Below are 21,082 nucleotides of genomic sequence, written 5' to 3' on the forward strand. Positions count from 1 at the left end.
TCACCAGCCGAAACGACCAGGGGCCCTGCCGCGTTACGGCCCCCGACCACCAGACGCCCTCCTCACCCGCGAACCACAGGATGAGAAGCGTTCACTGTTGGAGTTTACCGGATTCGGGTTTGTTGCCGAAGCTCCTCAGAATGCTACAAGTTCAACATTGAAGTCATCCTTGCATCGTTCCCTCAGTTTATCGAGGAAAGTGCAAGCAGAGTCCTTCAGTTCTCCTGTGGAGAATTCTCCGGTCGGTGACGGGTGAATTTTGGAAGACGCCTTCCAGTGTCCCGTTCGGAGGGCGATGGAAAACTCTCCGGGTTCTTCGAAGAACATCGATTCGAACGAAAATTCATCCCCTCTTTCGATCTTGTCTCTGAGCCACCGCGCGAGTTGGCTTGCGAACTCTACGATAGGGAAGGAATCGTCCGCGTAGATTTCCGTGCCGCCCGCAGTGACACGGAAGTCGGCGAAGAAGTTTGCCACCTGGCCGATTGGTGTTTCCAGTTCGTGGTGTGGTGTGGTGTCTGGGTCAATGTGCAAGTTGGCGAAGGAGAACTTCAGCATGGTGTTAGTTTACGTTGACGGGGAAGGCGTTGATGACGCGGTCGTCGTCACTGAAGATGACGCGCACTCCTGTCTGTCCCCTTGTTCTAACTGTGTATCCCATCTCAACATTTACCTTGTAAGTTCCCTCAAGGTGATTGGGAAGGAAGTTCGCGTTGGGGGACCGTAGCGCTTCGGCTACCACTTGACGTGGATCTACCAGCGAGGTGTCAAACTTTGCCTTCCTGGCGGCTATTTCAGGGAAATCGCTGAGGTGGATATTCTTGGGAGTCCAGTTAGCAATATTGTCCGCCGCGCGATAGGCGGCTTCGGATGCCCGTGTCAACTCGGAGGTGCCCGGACACTCGGGTGCGAGGCCGAGGGGGTCGGTCCAGGTGTGGGGGTTGTGGACGTAGGCGGCCGGGTTGGGTGCCGGCACCAGACCGAGGGGGTCGGGGGCGGCGTAGCGACCGGTAGCCGGGTCGTAGTAGCGGTGCAGGTTGTAGTGGAGGCCGCGTGATACTGGCCCGGGAACCGCAGCGGGGTGTAGGCGGTGGCATTCCGGTTCCAGGTGGTGGTGCCCTACGGGGTGCTGCGGGTGTGCCAGGCGATTCGACCGGTGTCGTCGACGAGTTCGGCAGGGGTGCCCACTAGGTCGGTGACGATGGCGAAGAACCGGGCGTCGATCTCGGTGCCTGGTACCGCCGAGTCAGCGCAGAGTGACAAATCGCACGACGGGGCCGTCTTCCGTTGATGCGACACTCACGTCAAAATTCCTGTCGGGATACCCTCTTTCGAGGGAAGACCTCCAGAAGAAAGAGATTTCCTTGGCCACTTCCATTGAGATTTTTTGCGAGAGCTCGTCTTCGGGGAAATCGATAACCTGCCATAGCCTTAGTTGATTCAAGACCAGCTCAATGGATGTCGCATCCCCGTTCAGTTCCCGCTTCCAAGCGCGAAAATTTTCGGGGTCATAGACTCGGTCCCATAGGATGCAGTCCTCGACTTCAATGAAAGAGGGATGGAATACTCGGGAAATCGCAACCCAGTCGGCCAAATTGACTCGAGATGAAACGAAGTCAATGTAGTCTACTCCCCCTTGGAATCCTTCTACCCATTCTTTGATCTCTGGGTGAATCATGGGATCCATTCTTGTTGCCTCACTGTGGAAGCTCGTCCGGGCGAGCTGGTCTCGGTATCCTTTCCCATGTCAAGTACACCTTCCCATTTTCCGGATTCACGTTCTTTCGCGCTTCCAGGACGTGTGGAGCTGGCACACCTGCATGGGGGGGCAGAATTGGGGTCCACGTCAACCCTCTTCACTGGTAGCCCATCAGAATCGTATACGGCGTAAGCCGTCACAGTTCCGTCATCCTTGCGGCGAACAAGAACTTCATCCGGGCCAGCAGTCTTGGGGAACCTTCCGCTATGCGGTGTCGCGGTTGATAGGTCTATCCCCTCCGACTTCTTCTCACAACCCTCCTCGGGTGCGAGGCCGAGGGGGTCGGTCCAAGTGTGGGGGTTGTGGGGGTAGGTGGCCGGGTTGGGGGCGGGTTCCAGGCCGAGGGGGTCGGGGGTGGTGTAGCGGGCGGTGGTGGGGTCGTAGTAGCGGTGCAGGTTGTAGTGGAGGCCGGTCTCGGGGTCGGCGTACTGGCCGGGGAAGCGCAGCGGGGTGTAGGCGGTGGCGTCGCGGTTCCAGGTGGTGGTGCCCCACAGGGTGGTGCGGGTGCGCCAGGCGATGGCGCCGGTGTCGTCGACCAGCTCGGTGGGGGTGCCGACCAGGTCGGTGACGATGGCGAAGAAGCGGCGGTCGACCTCGGCTTGGGTGGCCTCATCGACCAGACGCTCGGTCTGGGCGACCGGCTGGAAGCCGGTGTGGTCCCAGGTGAGGGTGACCGGGTGGGGCAGGTCGGGGGCGGTGGTGGTCTGCTCGATGAGGACCGGGCCGTCCCAGGTGAAGTCCACCTGTTCCACCACGGTCTCACCGTCCGGGGCCAAGCGCTGTTTGGCGGTGCGGCGGCCGAGTGGGTCGTAGCGGTAGCGCCAGAGGGTGCCGTCCGGGGTGGTGACCGAGACCAGGCGGTCTTCGGCGTCCCACTCGTAGCGCCAGGTGTCCGGCTTGCGGGACAGCCGGGTCTTCTGGCGCAGGACGGTACGGCCGGCCGCGTCATACTCGTAGCGGATCGACCCGGCTCGAGTGAGGCGGGTGCCGGTGTAGGTGCGCTCGCCGGTGGCGTCGGCGGCGGCATGGGTGGTGGGCCAGACGGCGGTGGTCTGGTTGCCGGCCGCGTCCAGGTCGAAGGTGCGGGAACCGGAAAGCAGGTCGTCGACGGTGGTGAGGTAGCCGTCCGGGCGGTAGTGGTAGGTGCGCTGCTGGATGGGTGTGGCGGTGTCCGGGCCGGTGAGGCGGCCGACCGGGTCCCAGAGCTGGGCGAAGGCGAGGCCGCGGACGAGGGCCTTCGCGAAGACCTGCCCCCGTCCCGCATCTCCACCGGCCCGGCGAGGGCCATATCCCCGCTGCCCGCCACACCACGGGCCGTGGCTCGGTGGGCGGCCGACGGTCTCCGCGCCGTCAGAGGTCCCGGATCACGACACGGTCCCCGCACAGCTTCGACCAGTCGTCGCGGTCGGAAGTGAGAACGAGTACGGGGGCCGGGGAGCGGAGGGCCATCGCGGCGACGAGGGCGTCGATGGCGTACTTGTGGCCGTGCAGACCGCCCGCGTCCCGCAGCAGGCGCACAGCCGTCATGGAGTCCTCCTGGCCGACGGGCTCGACGCGGAGCCGGGAGAGCACCCAGTTCAGCCGGGCGATGTCCGTCTTGCCGTGGGCGGCCTCGACCACGGTGAGAACGGACACGAGCACCGGCACCCCGGCCCTGCGGGCCGCTTCGATACGGGCGGCCATACCCCGGTCGTTGCGCAGCAGCAGGGAGAGCGCCTGACAGTCCAGCACCAGGGACCGGGCAAGCGGTTCCTTCACGCCGCGTCGCGCCCGGCGTCACCGGACCGGGGCTCATCCCCGAACAGCTCCCGGTGTGCGGCCTCGATCTCCTGCTCGGTCAGAGCGCCGTGCTCGGCCTCGTGCGCGGCGACGATCTCGGCCAACCCGTCCATGGCGAGCTGGTGTCGAACCGCTTCGGTGATGTAGGCGGACACCCCGCGCCGACCGGCGCGCTCACGCAGCGCGCCGACCACGTCCGCAGGCATGGACACGGAGATGTTCTCGGTCGTCCCGGCTCGGTTCGTCTTCACTCCCCCATTGTATGACAGAGATTATTACAACGCGCCGACTCGGTCTGCCGAACCCACAGAGCGCGTATACAGGTGGGCGACTCGGCCACCCGCCACCGACCGGCACACCGTTTCCGCATCGGTCCGCGGTGGACTTCCGGCGTCATCAAGCATCCTGAGTCGTGGAGCTCATCCATCGGCCTATGGCCGTTCCCTCGTCCACGTCTTCTCACCGTGCGGGTGCGCAGCTAGAACCGGACCCGCCCCCCGTCCCGCAGTTCCGCGAGCCCGGCGAGGGCCACGACCCCGCCGTCCGCCGCCACACCCGCGACCTCGTACCCGGCCTCCCGCAGCCGCCGCACCAGCAGCTCCCCCGTATCCGTCATGCGCCCACCCCACCACATCCGCCGCCCACCGCACCACGGGGCGGTTACTCCCGCCGCTGCTGTCCGGCTGTCCTCATCGCCGCCTCCCGCTGTTCGAGGCTCGCATGGCAGCCGCACGCACAGACGAGGTAGACCAGCTCCTCCACCACCCGCGTGGGCGGCTCCCCCTCAGTGCAGTCCCCGCACCCGCCGAAGCGGCAGTCCGCGCTGTAGTACTCCTCCGCCGTGGGCGGCCTCATCCTCGGCCCTCTTCCGCGCCCTCGCCCCCGCCCGCGTCCGGCACCGGCCCGGCGCACTCCTCGCACGCCACTACCGAGACACCGGGGCCGGAGTTCTGGGCGACGCAGCCGACCTCGACGCTCGCCGGACGACCGTCACCGTGCTCGCAGCACGACGCCCGAACGGTCCTCATGCCGCCTCACCCACCCTCATGCCGTGGATGACTTCCGGTCCGGTCCGGCGTCGATGCCGTCCAGCGCCAGTTCGAGCACCCGCCGCCGCTGCTCCTGCTCGTGGCGGACCAGGTACGGCCGGACGAGAGGCGATGCGTCGCCGTCGATGATCGGCAGCACGACCCTGGCCGTTCGGATGAGCCTCCGACGGGTCGGCCCTGTGCGTGCACGGGCGACCGGACGGGACCGGGGGACGGGCGCGGTCCTGCGATGGCAACCGGTACCAGGCATCAGTCATGCCAAAAGGGCGGCGAGTATCCTCACCATGCCTGCACGCTCCTGTTCGTGTGGGCCGCCACCCCCGGACGGCTCCACCCGTCGCGGGGGTTCTTTCGCGGCAGCACTACAACCGTCTGCAACCCACTGCCACCCGTTGCAAATGGTTGCCACCGTGTGATGCGCCCTGCAAACAGTGGCGTGATGCTCGGGCCATGGCTGAACTGCCGAAGTTCGAGTACGTGAAGCTCGCCGACCGGATCCAGGCCGGGAACGAGTCGGGCAAGCTCCCCAGAGGCGCGCGCCTCCCCGCCGAGCGGGAAATGGGCGAGGTCCACGGCGTGGGCATCAACACCGCGCGCCGAGCCGTCCGCGAGCTGCGCGAACGCGGGCTGGTCTACACACTGGGCACGAAGGGCACGTTCGTCATCGCCGGCGATGACGACAGCCAGAGACAGGACGACTGAGACACGCTCCCTTGGCCAGGGCTTCGGTGTAGTCGATTGACGTCCGGTTCCTGACGGGATGGCCAGGCTGGACGGGGTCCGATGCAGTACAGGCACGGACATCCGTGATCATGGATTTCTCTACGCTCTGTGATCCTGGGAAGCCCGTGCCTGCCGACGCATCATCTCCGATCTCTCCTGCTCTTGACCAACTCGGCTCCCATCCGGAGGCCGTGAGTGGTGAGGTTCCCGGCCTCATGGAACGTCTTGCGCAGGTCTCCGACCCGCGTGATCCACGCGGAGTGACATCCGCTCGTCGCGGTGCTGGCCCTGACGGCTTGCGCCGTCCTGGCCGGGGCGAGGTCGTTGCTGGCCGTGGGTGAATGGGTGGCCGGCGCCCCGGCGGAAATCCTGGAACAGCTTGGCATCCGTGTCGATCCCCTCTTCCCGAGCGCTCCTGGCCTGCGGAATCGACGGTCCGCAGACTCCTGGCCAGGATCGACGCGGACGCCCTGGACCGGGCGGTCGGGGCATGGCTCGCCGACCGACAGGCGGACGCCGGCGGTTTGCGGGCACTGGCCGTCGACGGGAAGTTCCTGCGGGGCGCCGCCCGCGCGAAGGGCCGGAAGATCCATCTCCTGGCCGCCTGTGATCACGCCGGCGGTCTGGTCCTGGCGCAGATGGATGTCGAGGAGAAGACGAGTGAGATCACGCGTTTCCAGCCCCTCCTGGACACGCTGCCCGACCTGTCCAGCACCGTCGTGACCAGCGATGCTCTGCACACCCAGCACGGCCATGCCACCCGTCTACGCGGGCGGGGCGCCCACTGCATCGTGATCGTGAAGGGCGACACGAGGAACCTTCGCAGGCAGTTGAAGTCCCTGCTCTGGAAGCAGATTCCGCTCCAGGACAAGACCCGTACAACCGGTCACGGACGCGCGGGGATCCGCAGGCTGAAGGTCTGCACGGTGAACAATCTGCTCTTTCCCGGTGCCTGCCAGGTCGTCCAGGTCGTTCGTCGCCGCGTCCACCGCAAGACCGGGAAGGTCAGTCTCAAGACCGTCTACGCGGTCACCAGCCTCACCGCGGAACAGGCCCCACCCGCCCGGCTCGCCCAACTGGTCCGCGGCCACTGGCACATCGAGGCCCTGCACCACGTGAGAGACGGGCCTTCACCGAGGACGCCTCACAGTTGCGGACAGGCAACGCGCCCCGGGCGATGGCTACCTGCAGAAACCTCGCGATCGGAGCCCTTCGTCTGGCCGGCGTCCGCAATATCGCCGCCGGCCTCCGCGGGGCAGCCCGGGGCCAAACCCGCACCCTCGACCTTCTTGTCCTCACGTGATCAAAAGGGACGAGGACCGGCTACGCCGAAGCCTTGGACCTGCAAGGGCACGGGTGTCGAAGTCATATCCATCGCAGAGTTCAGGGTGTTTTTCTGGTGAGTGGCGCTTTAATCGCCAGTTCTCGGCGCACCCCCAGCAAGTGCGGTCCTCAGGGAAGGCGAGGCCAGAGAGAGAGCCAATCCTCGGCGTCAGCTCTTTCTCTGGTGCCGACAGCGAGGTGGGGAATCACCGGTTCGAGAGGTTTGACGAAATTTTTGACACGACGGAGTCTGCGTATGGTATCGATTCCTTTCTCGTACCATCTTTCGGATAGTTCGCTAATCTCTTGAAAGTCTTCTCCGATATTTGACAGTATAGCATTTGCCGCAGTTTTCGGATCTCGTACGGGGTCGCTCGGATCAGGGCCAAACTCGGAGATCGCGTAAGCGCGAACCCAGGATTCTTCGGCAACGTACTCAATGGGTTTCAAGCCTTGTGCTTGCCGCTTTTTGGAGATGGCTTCAAGGGCTGCTTTTGCGAATTCTAGCCTTTCTGTGGCGAGGAGATCGTGTCGCTGCATTGATACTACGCAGAACTCGCGAAGAGTTTCCCAGGACCTCGGGTCGGTAGATCCAGGTGATTTGGCTGGCAGTCTTGCCTTTACATCAGAGAGAGAGGTTGGCTGCGGAATGGAATTCTCCATGTCTTTCCTCTTCTGTCGTCATTCGTCCTGCCACCAGTACCTCACCGAGGCAGGGTCAAAAATGATCCCTGCCCTTTCAAATGCCGCCCTTCCCACTTCCAGACTGGCATCCGAAGGCGTGAAGTGTCCGCTTGCGTTGGTGAGTCGTACTCCCCAATAGCTCCCGTTCCAGCCGGCGATGTCTGCCTCGCCTGCGGCGAGCACGGGGCGACCTCTGGTAATAACCGGATGATATATCTCTTGTCCTTGGATGAACTTAGGAACAACCGCGAGGTTCCCGGATTCGTCAACGGCCCACTTAATCGGTCCCTCCCCGATTATGCTATCGAACTCGGGGCTCCCTGGCCTTACAGGTGTAACGCCCAGACGCTCAGCCTGCGAGAGCTCTTCCTCAAGCTGCTTCGGCAACTTGTTCTCATACGGGCTAAGGCCGAGGGGGTCGGTCCAGGTGTGGGGGTTGTGGGGGTAGGTGGCGGGGTTGGGGGCGGGGGCCAGGCCGAGGGGGTCGGGGGTGGTGTAGCGGGCGGTGGCCGGGTCGTAGTAGCGGTGCAGGTTGCAGTGGAGACCGGTCTCGGGATCGGCGTACTGACCCGGAAACCGCAGCGGGGTGTAGGCGGTGGCATTCTGGTTCCAGGTGGTGGTGCCCCACAGGGTGCTGCGGGTGTGCCAGGCGATCTCGCTGGCCTCGTCGATGAGTTCGGTGGGGGTGCCGACCAGGTCGCGGTGCCACCGCAGTACCGTGCCCGGACGCACCAGCAGTCGCATTCTGCGGGGCACCCGCTCCCACCTGCGCGGACGTGGTGTTCAACAAGGGCACCGTGCCGCCCGGCACCGGGGGACCGTCGTCGGTACCGCGTGAACCGTTCCGCCCGGCGCATGGAGGTGGATCTGCCTCGCGCCCTCGGCGGGGGAGGCCCCATGCGGAACTCGCACCCGTGCAACCCCGACATCACACTCCGAGGCCACCACATCTCGCTTCGGATGCGTTCCAAGGCCTCTGCGGATACCGGGCCACCGCCCTCGTCGTGCACGCCCAACAGCGCCACGCCACACCGAGACCCGTCAAGCGCGAACGAAGATCACTTAAATTCGTGAACCACGATCCAGAAGTCATACTCCTCTGTGGTCACCGCACACAGCACACGACCGTCCATCGACATGGCGACGAATTCTGGTGATCTCTCGGCCTGAAAGAGCGTGGAAGCCATACTGGCGCTCCCCGGCCATTGTACACACACCCATCCTTCTTCGGAAGCACCCGGCCCCGCCACACTGATAAGGAAAGAGCCGTCTTCAGCGAAGAGTGATTCTTTCTTTGCCTGAGCGAGCCATTGCCGGTCCACTTCGCTCATGGCGTCCGGGAGCGACTGGCTTACCTTGATCACGGGCTCCGTCTCGATATTCGCGACCTTTCGCCAGGCTTCGGATGCTGCGGGAACGCCAGAAGGAGGAGGGGTGTCGCGCACCACGAGACCACTAGAGGAAATCTTGCGCAATCTCTCGTTGCTGATTTCTGGCATCTGTCAATCACTCCTTGTAAAAGAAATGGTGGCCGCCGCCAGGCTTGTTGATCTTCCCGTACCTCTCCATGCTGGCGTACCCCTCGACCGAGTTGTCCCAGCCGAAGTTCACAAGGTTACGGGTTTCGTCATGCTTCGGCACTCCAGCATGGAAGTGTTTCCCTGCGGGATCGTGCGTGTGCTCAACAACAACCCGGGATCCGCTCTCGGTTTCAAATTGACGGAAGTTGCCCCAGTGCGTTGGCTCTGGCGAGTAGACGTAACCGGGAACGTTCTTGTACCGCTTGTCACCCATCACGACCCATTCGGCGTCCGGTGTCTGGTCGTACGGTACGCCGGCCGCGTCGAAGGCTGCCTTCTCCGCGTCCTCCCTCCGCTCGAAAGGATTCCCTTTCTCTCCCTTGGGATACTCGGGTGCGAGGCCGAGGGGGTCGGTCCAGGTGTGGGGGTTGTGGGGGTAGGTGGCGGGGTTGGGGGCGGGGGCCAGGCCGAGGGGGTCGGGGGTGGTGTAGCGGGCGGTGGTGGGGTCGTAGTAGCGGTGCAGGTTGTAGTGGAGGCCGGTCTCGGGGTCGTGGTACTGGCCGGGGAAGCGCAGCGGGGTGTGGGCGGTGGCGTCGCGGTTCCAGGTGGTGGTACCCCACAGCGTGGTGCGGGTGCGCCAGGCGATGGCGCCCGTCTCGTCGACCAGCTCGGTGGGGGTGCCGACCAGGTCGGTGACGATGGCGAAGAACCGGGCGTCGATCTCGGCCTGAGTCGCCTGATCAGTGAGGCGTTCGGTCTGGGCGAGCGGCTTCAGGCCGTCGTGGTCCCAGGTGAGGGTGACCGGGTGGGGCAGGTCGGGGTTGGTGGTGGTCTGCTCGATGAGGACCGGGCTGCCCCAACAACGACCTCGCCGGCAAGGTCGTGACCGACTTCCCGCCGGGCCTACGGCAGCACCCCCTGGGCGCCGAGCAGGAGTGCTGCCGGGGACGGCATCCTCGGCGGGCCCCTCCGGGTACGGCGGATCGGCCGGCACGCGCCCAAGGCCCTGACCATGGACCTCGACCACCTCGACAAGGCCACGGAGGCCCATGAGTCGACGGTGGGCGCGCTCATCGCGCACCTGGGCGCGGCCGCGGGATCGACGTGCACACGCACGCGCGGAACGCTCCGAGATTCGACGCCGGCTGGTCGTCCGGCGCAGAGGTCTTCATCGCCGAGGTCAAGAGCCTGAGTGGTGTGAGTGAGGACCGGCAGATCCCGTCTGGGCATCGGCCGGGTCCTCGACTGTGCCCACCAGCTCCGGGCCGCGCACTCCGGCCGCCGTGTGCGTCCGGTGCTGGTGCTGGAGAAGCGGCCCACCGGCGCCCAGTGGGCCATGCTTGCCGAGAGTCCTGGCATCCGACTCGCCTGGGCACCCGAGTTCACCGGGCTCTGATTTACGCCGAACTGCGCACGTATACCGCAGGGACGGAGAGAAAACCCGCGGCATCGAGCCGCCCGAGGTGAAGCCGGTCGGATCCGCTCTTGACCCGCCGACTGGTTCTGCTCCGGACTCCGCCACCTGTATCGCAACCTTCCCCTACGGATTGAAAGCAGCCGCTCCATTCTCTTGAACGCCTGTCAAATAAATTACCTGGGAGTGCGGACGGGAAGCTCAAAGTCGGTGGCAGCATGTTTTGAGCTCCTGAGGGCGAATCATCGGGGGGAGATGGATTTGAGTACAGCCATCATGGAATCGACTTCATCCGGCCGGTACCCGGTCCGAAGGAATACTTCACGTGGCCCCAACCCGTCCACGGCAATTCGCGCGAGGTCGTGCCACCGTTCGGCGATCCGCAAAGGAACAGCTGCTCCGACCTCACGGACTGACTCGTCGCCCACTCCAGATTCTTTGACGGAAGCTGAGCGGTCGACGTCTCCCGCCCCCTCGGAGACCAGCGACAGACGCACCAGCGACGCATCCTCCAGTTTGGCCCTCACGCTACGCAGCGTGGTGATCAGAGATCGCAGATCATCGGCAGTGCACCCAGTATTCAAAAGGCGAGATTCCGGGAACTCGGACACTTGATAAGTAACTTGAAAGAGTGCGCCAAATTGATCAATTTCCAGAGTGATCGAGCGACCCGGTGTGTTGTTTTCTCGCGTACTTTGATCATTCGAGATCATGATCGAACCAGTTCTTTCCGTCTTTGGGTGTGAAGACAGTCCCGCCGGTGCCGTCCTCGATGACAACCGCTTCCTTGTCGGGGTCCCAGTAGCCGACTCGTCCATTTCGGAGGTCGTACCTTACTTCGACCCCTGGAACGTCGCCGTTGATCACACCGTCAACATAGTAAGGGAGAGCCCGTTCATTGACGCCACGCACATAATGACTCCCCTTTCCGTCGGGGCGTTGCGCCGATTCGATAGCGTGGTTGGCGATGTTCCTGGAGATGTCGTCAACCTCAGGGTAGTCCTTGCTGCGCAAGTATTCCGTCGGTGCTAGTCCGAGGGGGTCGGTCCAGGTGTGGGGGTTGTGGACGTAGGTGGCCGGGTTGGGCGCCGGCGCCAGGCCGAGGGGGTCGGGGGTGGTGTAGCGGGCGGTGGTGGGGTCGTAGTAGCGGTGCAGGTTGTAGTGCAGGCCGGTCTCGGGGTCGGCGTACTGGCCGGGGAAGCGCAGCGGGGTGTAGGCGGTGGCGTCGCGGTTCCAGGTGGTGGTACCCCACAGCGTGGTGCGGGTGCGCCAGGCGATGGCGCCGGTGTCGTCGACCAGCTCGGTGGGAGCGCCGACCAGGTCGGTGACGATGGCGAAGAAGCGGCGGTCGACCTCGGCTTGGGTGGCCTCATCGACCAGACGCTCGGTCTGGGCGACCGGCTGGAAGCCGGTGTGGTCCCAGGTGAGGGTGACCGGGTGGGGCAGGTCGGGGGCGGTGGTGGTCTGCTCGATGAGGACCGGGCCGTCCCAGGTGAAGTCGACCTGTTCGGCGACCTCGCCGGTGTCGGTGAGGCGTTGTTTGGCGGTGCGGCGGCCCAGCGGATCGTAGAGGTAGCGCCAGACGGTGCCGTCCGGAGTGGTTACCGAGACCAGGCGGTCTTCGGCGTCCCAGGTGTAGCGCCAGGTGTCCGGCTTCTTCGACAACCGGGTCTTCTGCCGCAGCACGGTGCGGCCGGCCGCGTCGTACTCGTAGCGGATGCGGCCGGCCTGGGTGAGGCGGGTGCCGGTGTAGGTGCGCTCGCCGGTGGCGTCGGCGGCGGCATGGGTGGTGGGCCAGGCGGCGGTGGTCTGGTTGCCGGCCGCGTCGTAGGCGTAGGACTCGGTCCAGTTCTGGGCGCGGACGGTGGTGACTCGGCCGACCGCGTCCAGGTCGAAGGTGCGGGTGCCGTTCAGCAGGTCGTCGACGCCGGTGAGGTAGCCGTCCGGGCGGTAGTGGTAGGTGCGCTGCTGGATGGGTGTGGCGGCGTCCGGGCCGGTGAGGGTCTGGCCGATCAGCCGCCCGGCCGGATCCCACACCTGAGCCAGGGAGACCTCTCCGATGCGGCGCTGTGTCTCGCGTCCGGCGGTGTCGTGGGTGAAGTCCAGCGTGCGCCCGCAGGTGGTGAGGGTGGTGCGGTTGCCCGCCGCGTCGTAGGTGAAGGAGGACACCGCGCCGGTGGGGGTGGTGCGGCGGGTACGGCGGCCCAGGGCGTCGTAGGAGAAGGACAGGGCACGGCCGTCCGCCAGTTCGGTCTTGATCCGGCCCAGTCGGTCGCGGTGGTAGATCAGTTCCGCGTCGGGGCTCGCTATGCGGATCGGGCGGCCGGCGAGGTCGCGTTCGTACGTGGTGACGGCGCCATCGGCGTCCTTGCGGATCAGATGCCCCAGCTCGTCGTAGGCGTAGGCGATGGTCTGGCCGAGCGGGGTGGTGCGGGCGGTCAGTTGTCCGGCCGGGTCGTGGGTGTAGGTGACGGTACGGTCGTCGAAGTCGGTTTCGGATATCAGACGGCCGGCCGGGTCGTAGGCGTAGTCCCAGGTCAAGCCCTGGGGGTTGGTGACCTGAGTCAGGCGTAGTTCGGTGTCGTGCTCGAAGGTGTAGCGCACCCCGTCCGGGCCGGTTTTCGCGGCGAGCAGGTCGAAGTGGGTGTACTCGAACGTGGTGACGCCGCCGTTCGCGTCGGTGTGGCGGACGCAGTTGCCCTCCCCGTCGTACTCCCACCGCTCCTCGGCGCCGTCGGGGTTCACGCGGCGGGCCAGTTTGCCCTCCACCGTCCACTCCAGGCGGGTGACCGCGCCGAGCGGGTCGGTGATGGCGGTCGGGCGGCCGAAGGCGTCGCGGGTGTAGCGGGTGACTGCTCCGAGGGGGTCGGTGATCTCGACGGGCAACCCTGCGGCGTCGCAGCGGACGGAGGTGGTCTCGCCCAGGGCGTTGGTGACCGCGGCCAGGTGGCCGCGCCCGTCGTAGGTGTAGTGGGTGGTGTGGCCCGCCGGGTCGGTCGTCGACACCCGGTTGCCGTGTTCGTCGTACGCGTGGCGCCACACCGACCCGTCCGCCTCCCGGACCTCGGTGGGCAGGCCGAGGTCGTTGCGGGTGACGGTGATCTCCCGCCCGTCCGGGCGGGTCACGGAGACGAGGCGGCCGGCCTCGTCGTAGGCGAAGTGTGTGGTGCGGCCCAGCGGGTCGGTGACCTCCAGCGGACTGCCGTGGTCGTCGTGCCGGAAGCGTGTGGTGTGGCCCAGCGGGTCGGTGGTGGCCACCGTGCGGTAGTGGTTGTCGATCAGGTGGCGGGTGGCGTGCCCGGCGGCGGTGGTCAACGTGGTGACCTTGTATCCGGTGGCCGGGTCGATGTCGTCGTAGGTGATGCGGACCTGCATGTGACCCTCGGTGCCGCCCTCGGCGATGCACCGGTGCAGGTTGTCGTAGACGTAGTCGTAGCGCCGGTCGTTGGAGTCGATCCAGGCGACCACCCGGGCCTCGTCGTCGTACTCGAACCGCAGCGGACGCCCACGGGAGTCGGCCACCTCGGTGAGGTGGCCGTCGGTGTAGCCGTAGCGCTTGACCACCTGGTCGCCCAGGTACAGGGCGGTGACCCGGCCGCCTTCGACGGTGAAGCGCAGGGTGTAGCCGCCGCTGTGCTCGATGCGGACCGGGGCGCCGGTGGCCTCGTCGTAGACGAAGTCGATCTGGTGCCCGGCCCGGTCGGTGATCTGCTCGATCGGGGCGATCCCGTTCACCCCGTCGGCGGGCGGGGCGAAGTGCCGCACCCAGCCGGTTTCCGGGTCGGTGAGGGTGTAGCCGCCGTCCGGGGTCTTCTCCAGCGGCATCCGCGCCGATCCGGCCGACGGCAGAGTCGGCACGCCGGGTGCGGGATGCGGGTAGTCCAGCAGCCGCCCGTCCTCGGCGATGAAGACCACGCCCTCGGCGTCGACCTCCAGTCTTTGATCGACGGTGGAGGTCCACGACCGCCCGAACCAGCGCCCCGCGGTGTAGCCGGATTCCACGTACCGGGTGAAGACCAGCGGCATGGCCCCGGGCAGGGAGAGGTCGGTCTGCGGCAGGAACATCTTCCCCGTGGCGAGGTCGACGGGGTCGCTGCCCTTGGAGTTCTTGTCCCCCGGTTTGCTGTCGTGCTGGTCCGCGCCGTCCTTGCCGATGGTGTCGCGGCCGGGGGTGTCGGACAGGTTGTCGGCCCGGTTGGCGCCCTTGGCCAGGTCCGCGGCCTCCGCCGCGAGCCGGACGCCCTTGACGCCCGCCCCGGCGCCGCCGGTCGCCACGGTCAGCAGCGCGTCGGGAGCCAGCCGGCCCAGCCCCTCGGCCGGGTCCTTCATGAACTGGTCGAGCATCTGCTTGCCCGCGCCCCACGGGTTGTTGGCGACCTGCACCAGCCCGGCGACCGTGCTGTTGAGCGTGGTGGCGTACTCGGCCGGGTGGGTGAGGTTGTAGGGGTCGGTGGGGTTGACGCTGCGGACGAAGGAGACGATGCCGGCCGAGCCCTTGACCACGCCGCCCAGCAGGTGCGAGGCGTCCAGGTGCATCCCGACCAGGCCGTCCTTGAGCTGCTCGCCGTAGGACGGCTTGTCCGGCGCGGCGTCCCGTGCGGCCCGTACCGCCGAACGCGCCTTCTCCGCGGCCTCGTTGCGCCGCTTGCGGGCGTCGGACAGGATCTCCTCGGCCTTGTCGGCCATCGCCGGTCCCGGGTCCTTGAAGTCGGCCGGGCACACCGGCGGCGTCCCCGGGTCCTGCCCGGCTTTCACCTTGGCGTTGTAGGCGTCGGCCGCCTTGTTGTACGCGTCGACCTTTTTGTTGTGCTCCGTCCGCGCGTCCTCCGACGCCTTGACGGCCGCCTTGTACTTGGCGACGGCCTCCTTGGCCTGGCCCTGGGCCCACTCGACCGTCGAGGCGAAGTCCTCCAGCGCCCCGGCCGCCTTCTCGCAGGCGTCCGCGGCCTTGAACCACCTGGGCGGCTCCTTGGCCGCCTTGGCGCGGAACGTGTCGGCGGCCTCGCCCTTCAGCTCCGAGGAGTCCAGGCCCTTGATGCCCCGCCCGACGTTGTCGAAGGCCTTCGCGAAGTCCTTCAGATGGCTCGCGGTGGACCGCAGCTTGTCCGCGCTGCCGTAGATCAGCTTCTTGGGGTCCTCGGTCTCGCCGAGCTGGAGCTCGTCCACCTCGGCGCCCAGGGCGTTGGCCGTGGTGCGGGACTTGTCCCGCACCCAGTCCGCCCCGCTCTCCCAGCCGACCTTTTGCAGTCCGTCCGCGGTCTTGTCGCCGAGCCACTCGACGCCGTCGCCGAGCTTCTCGACCCCCTGCTCGACCTTGTCCTCGATGACGTCGGGTACGAAGTCCCCCAGGCCCATCAGCCCTCACCCCCGCCGTTCCGCCGGGCGTCGTTCTGCTGGTTCGGCTGTTGGGCGCGTTCCTCCGGCGAGGGGCCGAACGCCTCGTCCAGACCCCGCTCGAACGCCTGGTCGTCGATGCCCGCGGCCTGGTTCATCAGGCTCGCCTGGAATCCGCCGACGCCCTCGGTCGCCAGGCTCCGCCCGGTGTCCCTCCACGTCTGGAGCATCTCCTCCCGGGACCGCAGGAGTGACTCGGCGCTGTAGTCGGGCTTGTAGTTCTCCAGGGAGATCAGCTCGCCCCACTCCTTGCCGGTCACCTCGTCCTCGGACAGGTGGGGGTTGCCCGCCAGGGAGTTGGCCGCGATCTTGAAGGTGCCCTCCCAGTACTGCTCCTCGGAGTGGAGCATCCCCGCGGCCAGCCCCAGCCGCGCCGCCAGCCCGTTGGCGTCCTGGACCAGGGCGCGCACGCCCCACTCCCAGCGCTCGCAGAAGTCCTCGAAGTCCTTGGCCAGTCCGGAGTGCCCGGCCTCCATGTTCGTCAGCGACATCTCGCCGAAACCCGCGCCCTGAAGGGAGCCCGTGGCCGAGCCGCTCACCGATTTCAGCTCGCCGATCGCGTCGTTGAGCCCCTTGGTGATGAGGTCCGCCGCCTGCTTGGAGAACTGCAGATCCCCGTCGCCGCTCACCGCGACTCCTCCCCCTCGCCCGTGTGCCCGGCGTCCACCGCCACCGCGTCCGGGACGATGCCCCTCGCAGGCGGGAACAGCATCGAGCCGTCCTCGTCCGCCACGTTCACCGCCACCCCGCCCGGACCGTCCATGGACGGGATGACGGAGTCGGTCAGCCGCGCCCCCAGCAGCGACACGTACTCCCACTCCCGGCCGGGCGGGACGTCTCGTGTCCGGGCGAAGCGGGCCAGGGCGGCCTCGTCGGTGAACCCGTAGACCCACCGGACTCCGCCGAACACCCCCGTCATCAGCCCGCCGTCCACCAACGGCACCAGCAGCGGCGTGCGGCGGAACTCGCCCACCAGCGTGCGCGGATTCCCCCGCCCGGCACGTACCGCGGCTATCTCCTCGACGAGTTCCATCCCGTTCCCCCGGTGTCGTCCGACGGCTCGTCTGCGTGACGCTCATTCAAGATTACGTTCGGACACTGACAGTCCGTACGGTGGCACAGCGCGCTGTGACGAGCGCCACCGTGGGACGGCCGTGCGAGGAGCGCCGGGTGCTTCCGGGAGTTCACCAGGTACTCGAAGCAGTGACCGAAGCGCACCACCGGTCGCCGCGGAGTGCGCGCGAATCGCCTCCGCACAACTTGTCCCTCCAAGGGGTGTTCTCCAAGGCGGTGTGGGCGATTCCGTATCGGCGCGGGCAGAAGCGGAAGCCGCAGGACGAGCAGGCCTTGCCCGCGGCCGGGATGGCCAGGGGCCGACCGTGAGACCGTCGCAGGCGGGACGGACTTCGGTGGTCAGTCCCTCGCAGGATCGGCCGAGGGCCTGAACATCCGATTCCTCCCATCCGCGGTTCCCCCCTTTCCCGGTCGGTGGCGGCAGTGTGCCTGAGACCGGGAGATGGCGGAGCCTGTCCGTGGCAGCCGCGCAGACGGCCGGTTCCGGCTCGCGGTAGCAGCGGGGCCGGCGACTTGCACCCGCGACCGGTGAGTTCATGACGATGCGCCGGCCGTGATCCATCAGCCCGGCGGCCTGTGGACACGAGCCCTGAAGCAGCTCCCATGCCAGAGTCCCGAGGCCACGATTCCCGTGCCGGGAATCGCAGTAGTGATCCCAACCGCGTGATCTGCACAACGGAACTGACTGCCGGAGCCCTCTTCGCCTTGGGATTCCTTGCCGCCCTGGTCGGTGCGGTCTTTACGGGCGGCTTCACCGTCGGCGGGCTGTTGGTGACGATACTGGCCCGCGTGAGTGCCGGGTCGGGCTTCGTGGGACGGCAACGGCGGAGGGTTGCCTTCAGTCGGGTGGTGCTGGGGTGGTTGTCGACCACCATGGCGTTGAGCCAGGTCATCACCGGCTGAACCGTGTCCGAGGTGGGCGGTGACGGCCTCGCCCACGCCGCAGGAGACTTCCGGGTAGCGGCCCGCCGGCCGACTCGTCACACCGTGTGCGAGCGGCCGACGGCCTCCGCCGACGCGTGATCCGTACGGGACGGCGGCGAGGCGTTCGGCGGCTGGAGAGGAACCTCCGCCCAGACGGTCTTGGTGCACGCGTCGTGTACCTCGCACCCCCAGCGCCGGGCGTACACCGCGACCAGGAGCAGCCCCCGCCCCGACACCGCGTCAGGCGGTGCCGATCCGGCGGCGGGGTGGCGGGGGAGGCGTTCCGGACGGGTGTCCGTCACCTCGATCCGCACGACGCCGGGCTCGGACGGCGGCAGGAGCAGCGTCAGCCGGAAGTCCCGGCCGGGAAGGCTGCCGTGGGCGACGGCGTTGGCCGCCAGCTCGTCCGTGACGAGGGCGACGGCGTGCGCGGTGTCGCAGTCGTGCGGCAGACCGGTCCACTCGGTGAACTGCTGGACGGCGAAGCGGCGCGCCAGCCGGACGCCCCGCGCGGTGCTGCTGAGACGGACGGCGAAGTGCGCGGCGTGGGCGGGCTGTTCGGCGGTGGAGGTCTGCGGTTCCATACGGCAACCGTGTCGTCGCGCGGAGGGAAAAGACCAGGCCGGAGGACCGTACCAGGCCCCGTACAGGGCCCTTGTACGCGGCTTGTACGGGTGGTGGCCGTGACCCGGCCGACACCGTCGCGGTTGGCCATGGAGGTGCACCGCGACGGGCCAGGGGGAGTGATGGGCCGGAACAACGACCGTGTGAGGCCGGGCGGGGACGGCAACGGCAACCGTCCCGGGGCGTGGAGCGCCTACGGCAAACTCGTCCGCCTCTTCCGGGAGCGGGCGGGTCTGACCCAGCAGGCGTTGGCGGACGCGATCGGCTACTCCATCGAGCAGGTGGCCTCGGTGGAGCAGGGACGGCGGCCCGCCAAGGCGGCGTTCACCGACGCGGCGGAACGGGTGCTGGAGGCCGACGGGGCGCTGCGGGCCTTGCAGGACGACGTGGACCGCGCGCAACTGCCCGCCTTCTTCCAGGACGTGGCGGCGCTGGAACAGGACGCGGTGAGCCGCTTCGCCTACGACCAGCTTGTGATCCCGGGGCTTCTCCAGACGGAGGACTACGCCCGCGCCCTGATCCGCACCCACTTCCCGCCGCTCGACGACGAGATCGTCGAGCAACGCGTCGCGGCACGTCTCGCGCGGCAGTCCCTCCTGACGCGCACGGCACCCTGCCCGGTCTTCGCGTTCATCATCGAGGAAGTGGCGCTGCACCGGATGGTGGGCGGGACGCGGGTGATGCGGGCCCAACTGGCCCACCTGCTGGAGTGCTGCCGCATGCGGCACGTGGACATCCAGGTGATGCCGAACAGCAGGGCCGCCCACAGCGGGCTCAGCGGTCCGATGGTCCTGCTGGAGACGGCCCAGCGCCGGAGGTTCGTGGTGATCGAATCGCAGGGTGTGGTGAGCGTCCGGTCCGACTGCCACGAGGTCAGCGAGTTCTGGCTTCAGTATGGGATGCTGCGCTCACAGGCCCTCAACGCCGAGGATTCGGCTGACCTCATCGAGCGGGCGGCAGGGGAGAGATGAGCATCGAACGGCAGGGCGGCGCGCCCGGTGATCTGTCCTGGTTCAAGAGCAGCCACAGCGGCCCCAACGGCGGGGACTGCGTGGAGGTGGCCGCCGGCCGCGACGCCGTGTACGTGCGGGACTCCAAGGCCGCGGGCGACGGGCCGGTGCTGCGGGTCGGCCGGGAGGAGTGGGCGGCGTTCGTGGCGCTCGTGACGCGGTACTGAACCCGCTCCCGCGCTGCCCCGCCCGGACGGCATCCGGACCCGGGCAGCACGGGCGGACGGGGTTACTCCGTGTCCGGTTCGTCTACGGAGCTCTCGGGGGCCTCGCCGGACGCCTCGGCTTCCTCCGGTTCGGTTCCGTCGTCCAGGACGATGCGGACGGCGCGGCGGCCGTCACCGGGTCCGGCCTCGGACAGCCGGTCCCGGATGCGGTCGTAGAACCTGACGGCCAGCGCCCAGTCCGCGTCCACCGTCGGGCTCGGTGCGTCGCGGGTCTCCCACAGACTGATCAGGGCCGCGATGAGGGACGGTCCGGACAGGTGGGTCCGCACCCTTCCCCCTTCCAGGCTCTCGACCGAGTCCGGGACGCGGAAGCGCGGGTGCCGGGCGACCTGTACGAGCAGGAACTCCCAGGTGTCGCGGTGGCAGATCAGCTCGGCGCGTGACACCCCGGCGGCGGCCAGCAGTAGCTCCGCGTGCTCTACCAGTGGGTCCCGGGGCGCCTGACGACCATGCTCCGGCTGCCGCTCGCCTCCGTCTCCGGCCGCGTGGGCGTCGGAGGGCCGAGGGCCGTTCCCTCCCGAGGGCGCCGTGGCGTGGTCGGCGCCGTGGGTGGGGGAGTGGTGTCGGAGAGCCCGCTCGGCGGCCTCCTTCGCCGCTCTCACGCGCTCTTCGTCCGGCGCCTCCGCGGTCTCGCCGTGAAGACCCGCTCCGCCCGGGGGTTCCGGGGCATCGTCCTCGGGCTCCCGCCGGTCGCCGTCCTGCCGCTGCTCCACGTACTGCTCCTGTCGGTGGTCGTCCTGTGGCTCGGGGGATTCGTTCGACGGGTCCGACGGCGGGTCCACCGCCGCCTCCCCCGTTTCGCTTTCGGCCTCGTCGGCTTCGAGGGGTGCCGGGGTGGGCGGCGGGTGCGCCCCGGCCCGGCCACCGGTGACCTCCAGGCGCAGGTCCTTCAGATCGCCGAGCATTTTCCCCTGCTGTCGGCGCAGTTCCCGGTTCTCCTCCCGCAGGACCATGGTTCCGGTGGAGACCGCCTCCCGGAGTTTGTAGAGCTCCTGGTCCAACGGCTGCGGCGGCGGCTTGCCGGCCGCCTCGGTGAGCGCCGCACGGACCGCCGCGACTTCCTGGCCGATGCCGTCGAGCTTTCCGTCGCAGGCGTCGAGCTTCTCCTCGAAGGACTGTTTCCACTTCTGCCCGAACCCCACGCAACCCCCTTGTCGCCTTGAGTGACGAGCGCATCCTTTCCTGGGGCGGAGCGGACGAAGCGGACGTTTTCCGGCCACGATCGGGCCGTGCCGTTGCTGCCCGGGCCAAGAGCGCCGGCGGGCCGGGCGGTCGTGTTCCGAGACGCCCGATGGGGTGAGGGCTCGGGCGGGAGTGCCATTTCCCTTCCCCCGATGTCGCGTGCAGGAAGGCGAGGGAGCCGGACGACGGCGCAGGGAAGTCGCTTCGCTTGGGCCGGATTTGAGCTTCACGATCGACGGGCGACAGGGCATGGGCGGGCCGGGAGGCCCTTGGGCCGGGGTGCGCGCCTTGCAACGGGACCCTGTACGGGCGTTGTACGGGTCCCGGGCCGTGCCCCGGCCCTCGCAGGCCGCGTTGTGCATGACCCCGGCGGTGACGGACGACGGGAGCCGCCGG

General features: G+C 67.6%; 20 protein-coding genes and 5 pseudogenes. 6 read left to right on the forward strand and 19 right to left on the reverse strand.

Going from position 1 to position 21,082, the window contains the following annotated elements; all coding sequences use genetic code 11:
• Positions 1-135: 135 nt before the first annotated feature.
• From ABD358_RS23875 to ABD358_RS23920, 9 genes and pseudogenes are all read right to left on the reverse strand, one after another.
• Positions 136-558, reverse strand: a complete 423-nt coding sequence (locus tag ABD358_RS23875; RefSeq protein WP_344633188.1) for a DUF7878 domain-containing protein — start codon at positions 556-558, stop codon at positions 136-138.
• Positions 559-904: 346 nt separating this feature from the next.
• Positions 905-1,227 (reverse strand): annotated as a pseudogene (locus tag ABD358_RS23880) (RHS repeat-associated core domain-containing protein); the annotation flags it as partial.
• 19 nt (positions 1,228-1,246) lie between these two features.
• Positions 1,247-1,678: a hypothetical protein gene (locus ABD358_RS23885; protein WP_344633189.1), complete on the reverse strand. Its 432-nt coding sequence runs from the start codon at positions 1,676-1,678 to the stop codon at positions 1,247-1,249.
• Between the two features lie 344 nt (positions 1,679-2,022).
• Positions 2,023-3,012, reverse strand: a pseudogene (locus ABD358_RS23895) (RHS repeat-associated core domain-containing protein); the annotation flags it as partial.
• A 97-nt stretch (positions 3,013-3,109) separates the two neighbouring features.
• On the reverse strand, positions 3,110-3,517 hold the full coding sequence (locus ABD358_RS23900; protein ID WP_344633190.1) for a PIN domain-containing protein: 408 nt from the start codon (positions 3,515-3,517) through the stop codon (positions 3,110-3,112).
• Entirely contained in the window at positions 3,514-3,789 is a 276-nt protein-coding gene (locus ABD358_RS23905) for a hypothetical protein (RefSeq protein ID WP_344633191.1), read from the reverse strand. Before ABD358_RS23905 ends, ABD358_RS23900 begins: the two co-directional genes overlap by 4 nt.
• A gap of 227 nt (positions 3,790-4,016) precedes the next feature.
• The gene (locus tag ABD358_RS23910; protein ID WP_344633192.1) at positions 4,017-4,154 is read right to left on the reverse strand and encodes a hypothetical protein; all 138 of its coding nucleotides are present in this window, start codon (positions 4,152-4,154) and stop codon (positions 4,017-4,019) included.
• Positions 4,155-4,198: 44 nt separating this feature from the next.
• Positions 4,199-4,393, reverse strand: a complete 195-nt coding sequence (locus tag ABD358_RS23915) for a hypothetical protein (protein WP_344633193.1) — start codon at positions 4,391-4,393, stop codon at positions 4,199-4,201.
• 189 nt (positions 4,394-4,582) lie between these two features.
• Entirely contained in the window at positions 4,583-4,726 is a 144-nt protein-coding gene (locus ABD358_RS23920) for a hypothetical protein (RefSeq protein ID WP_344633194.1), read from the reverse strand.
• A gap of 311 nt (positions 4,727-5,037) precedes the next feature.
• Between ABD358_RS23920 and ABD358_RS23925 the strand changes: the two genes are divergently transcribed.
• Both ABD358_RS23925 and ABD358_RS23930 read left to right on the forward strand, forming a co-directional pair.
• A complete protein-coding gene (locus ABD358_RS23925) occupies positions 5,038-5,289 on the forward strand; it encodes a winged helix-turn-helix domain-containing protein (protein ID WP_344633195.1) in 252 nt (83 codons plus the stop codon).
• A 362-nt stretch (positions 5,290-5,651) separates the two neighbouring features.
• A pseudogene (locus ABD358_RS23930) lies at positions 5,652-6,374 on the forward strand (ISAs1 family transposase); the annotation flags it as partial.
• A 388-nt stretch (positions 6,375-6,762) separates the two neighbouring features.
• On the opposite strand, the gene ABD358_RS23935 reads toward ABD358_RS23930, so the two are convergent.
• The 4 genes and pseudogenes from ABD358_RS23935 to ABD358_RS23950 form a co-directional block, all read right to left on the reverse strand.
• Positions 6,763-7,296, reverse strand: a complete 534-nt coding sequence (locus ABD358_RS23935) for a hypothetical protein (protein ID WP_344633197.1) — start codon at positions 7,294-7,296, stop codon at positions 6,763-6,765.
• A gap of 417 nt (positions 7,297-7,713) precedes the next feature.
• Positions 7,714-8,016, reverse strand: a pseudogene (locus ABD358_RS23940) (RHS repeat-associated core domain-containing protein); the annotation flags it as partial.
• 359 nt (positions 8,017-8,375) lie between these two features.
• The gene (locus tag ABD358_RS23945; protein ID WP_344633198.1) at positions 8,376-8,816 is read right to left on the reverse strand and encodes a hypothetical protein; all 441 of its coding nucleotides are present in this window, start codon (positions 8,814-8,816) and stop codon (positions 8,376-8,378) included.
• Between the two features lie 7 nt (positions 8,817-8,823).
• Positions 8,824-9,681 (reverse strand): annotated as a pseudogene (locus ABD358_RS23950) (RHS repeat-associated core domain-containing protein); the annotation flags it as partial.
• 357 nt (positions 9,682-10,038) lie between these two features.
• On the opposite strand from ABD358_RS23950, the gene ABD358_RS23955 reads away from it, so the two are divergent.
• Positions 10,039-10,233 (forward strand): hypothetical protein, encoded by a 195-nt coding sequence (locus tag ABD358_RS23955; RefSeq protein WP_344633199.1) that lies wholly within the window; start codon positions 10,039-10,041, stop codon positions 10,231-10,233.
• Between the two features lie 260 nt (positions 10,234-10,493).
• On the opposite strand, the gene ABD358_RS23960 is transcribed toward ABD358_RS23955, so the two are convergent.
• The 4 genes from ABD358_RS23960 to ABD358_RS23975 are packed head-to-tail and all read right to left on the reverse strand — an operon-like array spanning position 10,494 to position 16,678.
• Positions 10,494-10,964 carry a hypothetical protein gene (locus ABD358_RS23960; protein WP_344633200.1) on the reverse strand — a complete coding sequence of 157 codons (471 nt, stop codon included), beginning with the start codon at positions 10,962-10,964 and terminating at the stop codon, positions 10,494-10,496.
• Positions 10,951-15,606, reverse strand: coding sequence for a putative T7SS-secreted protein (locus tag ABD358_RS23965; RefSeq protein ID WP_344633201.1), 4,656 nt, complete (start codon positions 15,604-15,606; stop codon positions 10,951-10,953). The genes ABD358_RS23960 and ABD358_RS23965 overlap by 14 nt, the downstream gene beginning before the upstream one ends.
• A complete protein-coding gene (locus ABD358_RS23970; RefSeq protein ID WP_344633202.1) occupies positions 15,606-16,274 on the reverse strand; it encodes a hypothetical protein in 669 nt (222 codons plus the stop codon). The genes ABD358_RS23965 and ABD358_RS23970 overlap by 1 nt, the downstream gene beginning before the upstream one ends.
• Positions 16,271-16,678, reverse strand: coding sequence for a hypothetical protein (locus ABD358_RS23975; protein WP_344633203.1), 408 nt, complete (start codon positions 16,676-16,678; stop codon positions 16,271-16,273). The genes ABD358_RS23970 and ABD358_RS23975 overlap by 4 nt, the downstream gene beginning before the upstream one ends.
• 704 nt (positions 16,679-17,382) lie before the next feature.
• On the opposite strand from ABD358_RS23975, the gene ABD358_RS23980 reads away from it, so the two are divergent.
• Positions 17,383-17,622, forward strand: coding sequence for a hypothetical protein (locus ABD358_RS23980; RefSeq protein WP_344633204.1), 240 nt, complete (start codon positions 17,383-17,385; stop codon positions 17,620-17,622).
• A 77-nt stretch (positions 17,623-17,699) separates the two neighbouring features.
• Here the strand turns inward: ABD358_RS23980 and ABD358_RS23985 are convergent, their stop codons facing one another.
• Positions 17,700-18,227, reverse strand: a complete 528-nt coding sequence (locus ABD358_RS23985; protein ID WP_344633205.1) for an ATP-binding protein — start codon at positions 18,225-18,227, stop codon at positions 17,700-17,702.
• A gap of 162 nt (positions 18,228-18,389) precedes the next feature.
• On the opposite strand from ABD358_RS23985, the gene ABD358_RS23990 reads away from it, so the two are divergent.
• Both ABD358_RS23990 and ABD358_RS23995 read left to right on the forward strand, forming a co-directional pair.
• The gene (locus ABD358_RS23990; RefSeq protein WP_344633206.1) at positions 18,390-19,238 is read left to right on the forward strand and encodes a helix-turn-helix domain-containing protein; all 849 of its coding nucleotides are present in this window, start codon (positions 18,390-18,392) and stop codon (positions 19,236-19,238) included.
• The gene (locus ABD358_RS23995) at positions 19,235-19,444 is read left to right on the forward strand and encodes a DUF397 domain-containing protein (protein ID WP_344633207.1); all 210 of its coding nucleotides are present in this window, start codon (positions 19,235-19,237) and stop codon (positions 19,442-19,444) included. Before ABD358_RS23990 ends, ABD358_RS23995 begins: the two co-directional genes overlap by 4 nt.
• Before the next feature lie 62 nt (positions 19,445-19,506).
• Here ABD358_RS23995 and ABD358_RS24000 read toward each other — a convergent pair whose 3' ends face one another.
• Positions 19,507-20,646 carry a hypothetical protein gene (locus tag ABD358_RS24000; RefSeq protein WP_344633208.1) on the reverse strand — a complete coding sequence of 380 codons (1,140 nt, stop codon included), beginning with the start codon at positions 20,644-20,646 and terminating at the stop codon, positions 19,507-19,509.
• Positions 20,647-21,082 lie beyond the last annotated feature (436 nt).

It is taken from the genome of Streptomyces glaucosporus, from assembly GCF_039533345.1.
Taxonomy (GTDB): Bacteria; Actinomycetota; Actinomycetes; order Streptomycetales; family Streptomycetaceae; genus Streptomyces; species Streptomyces glaucosporus.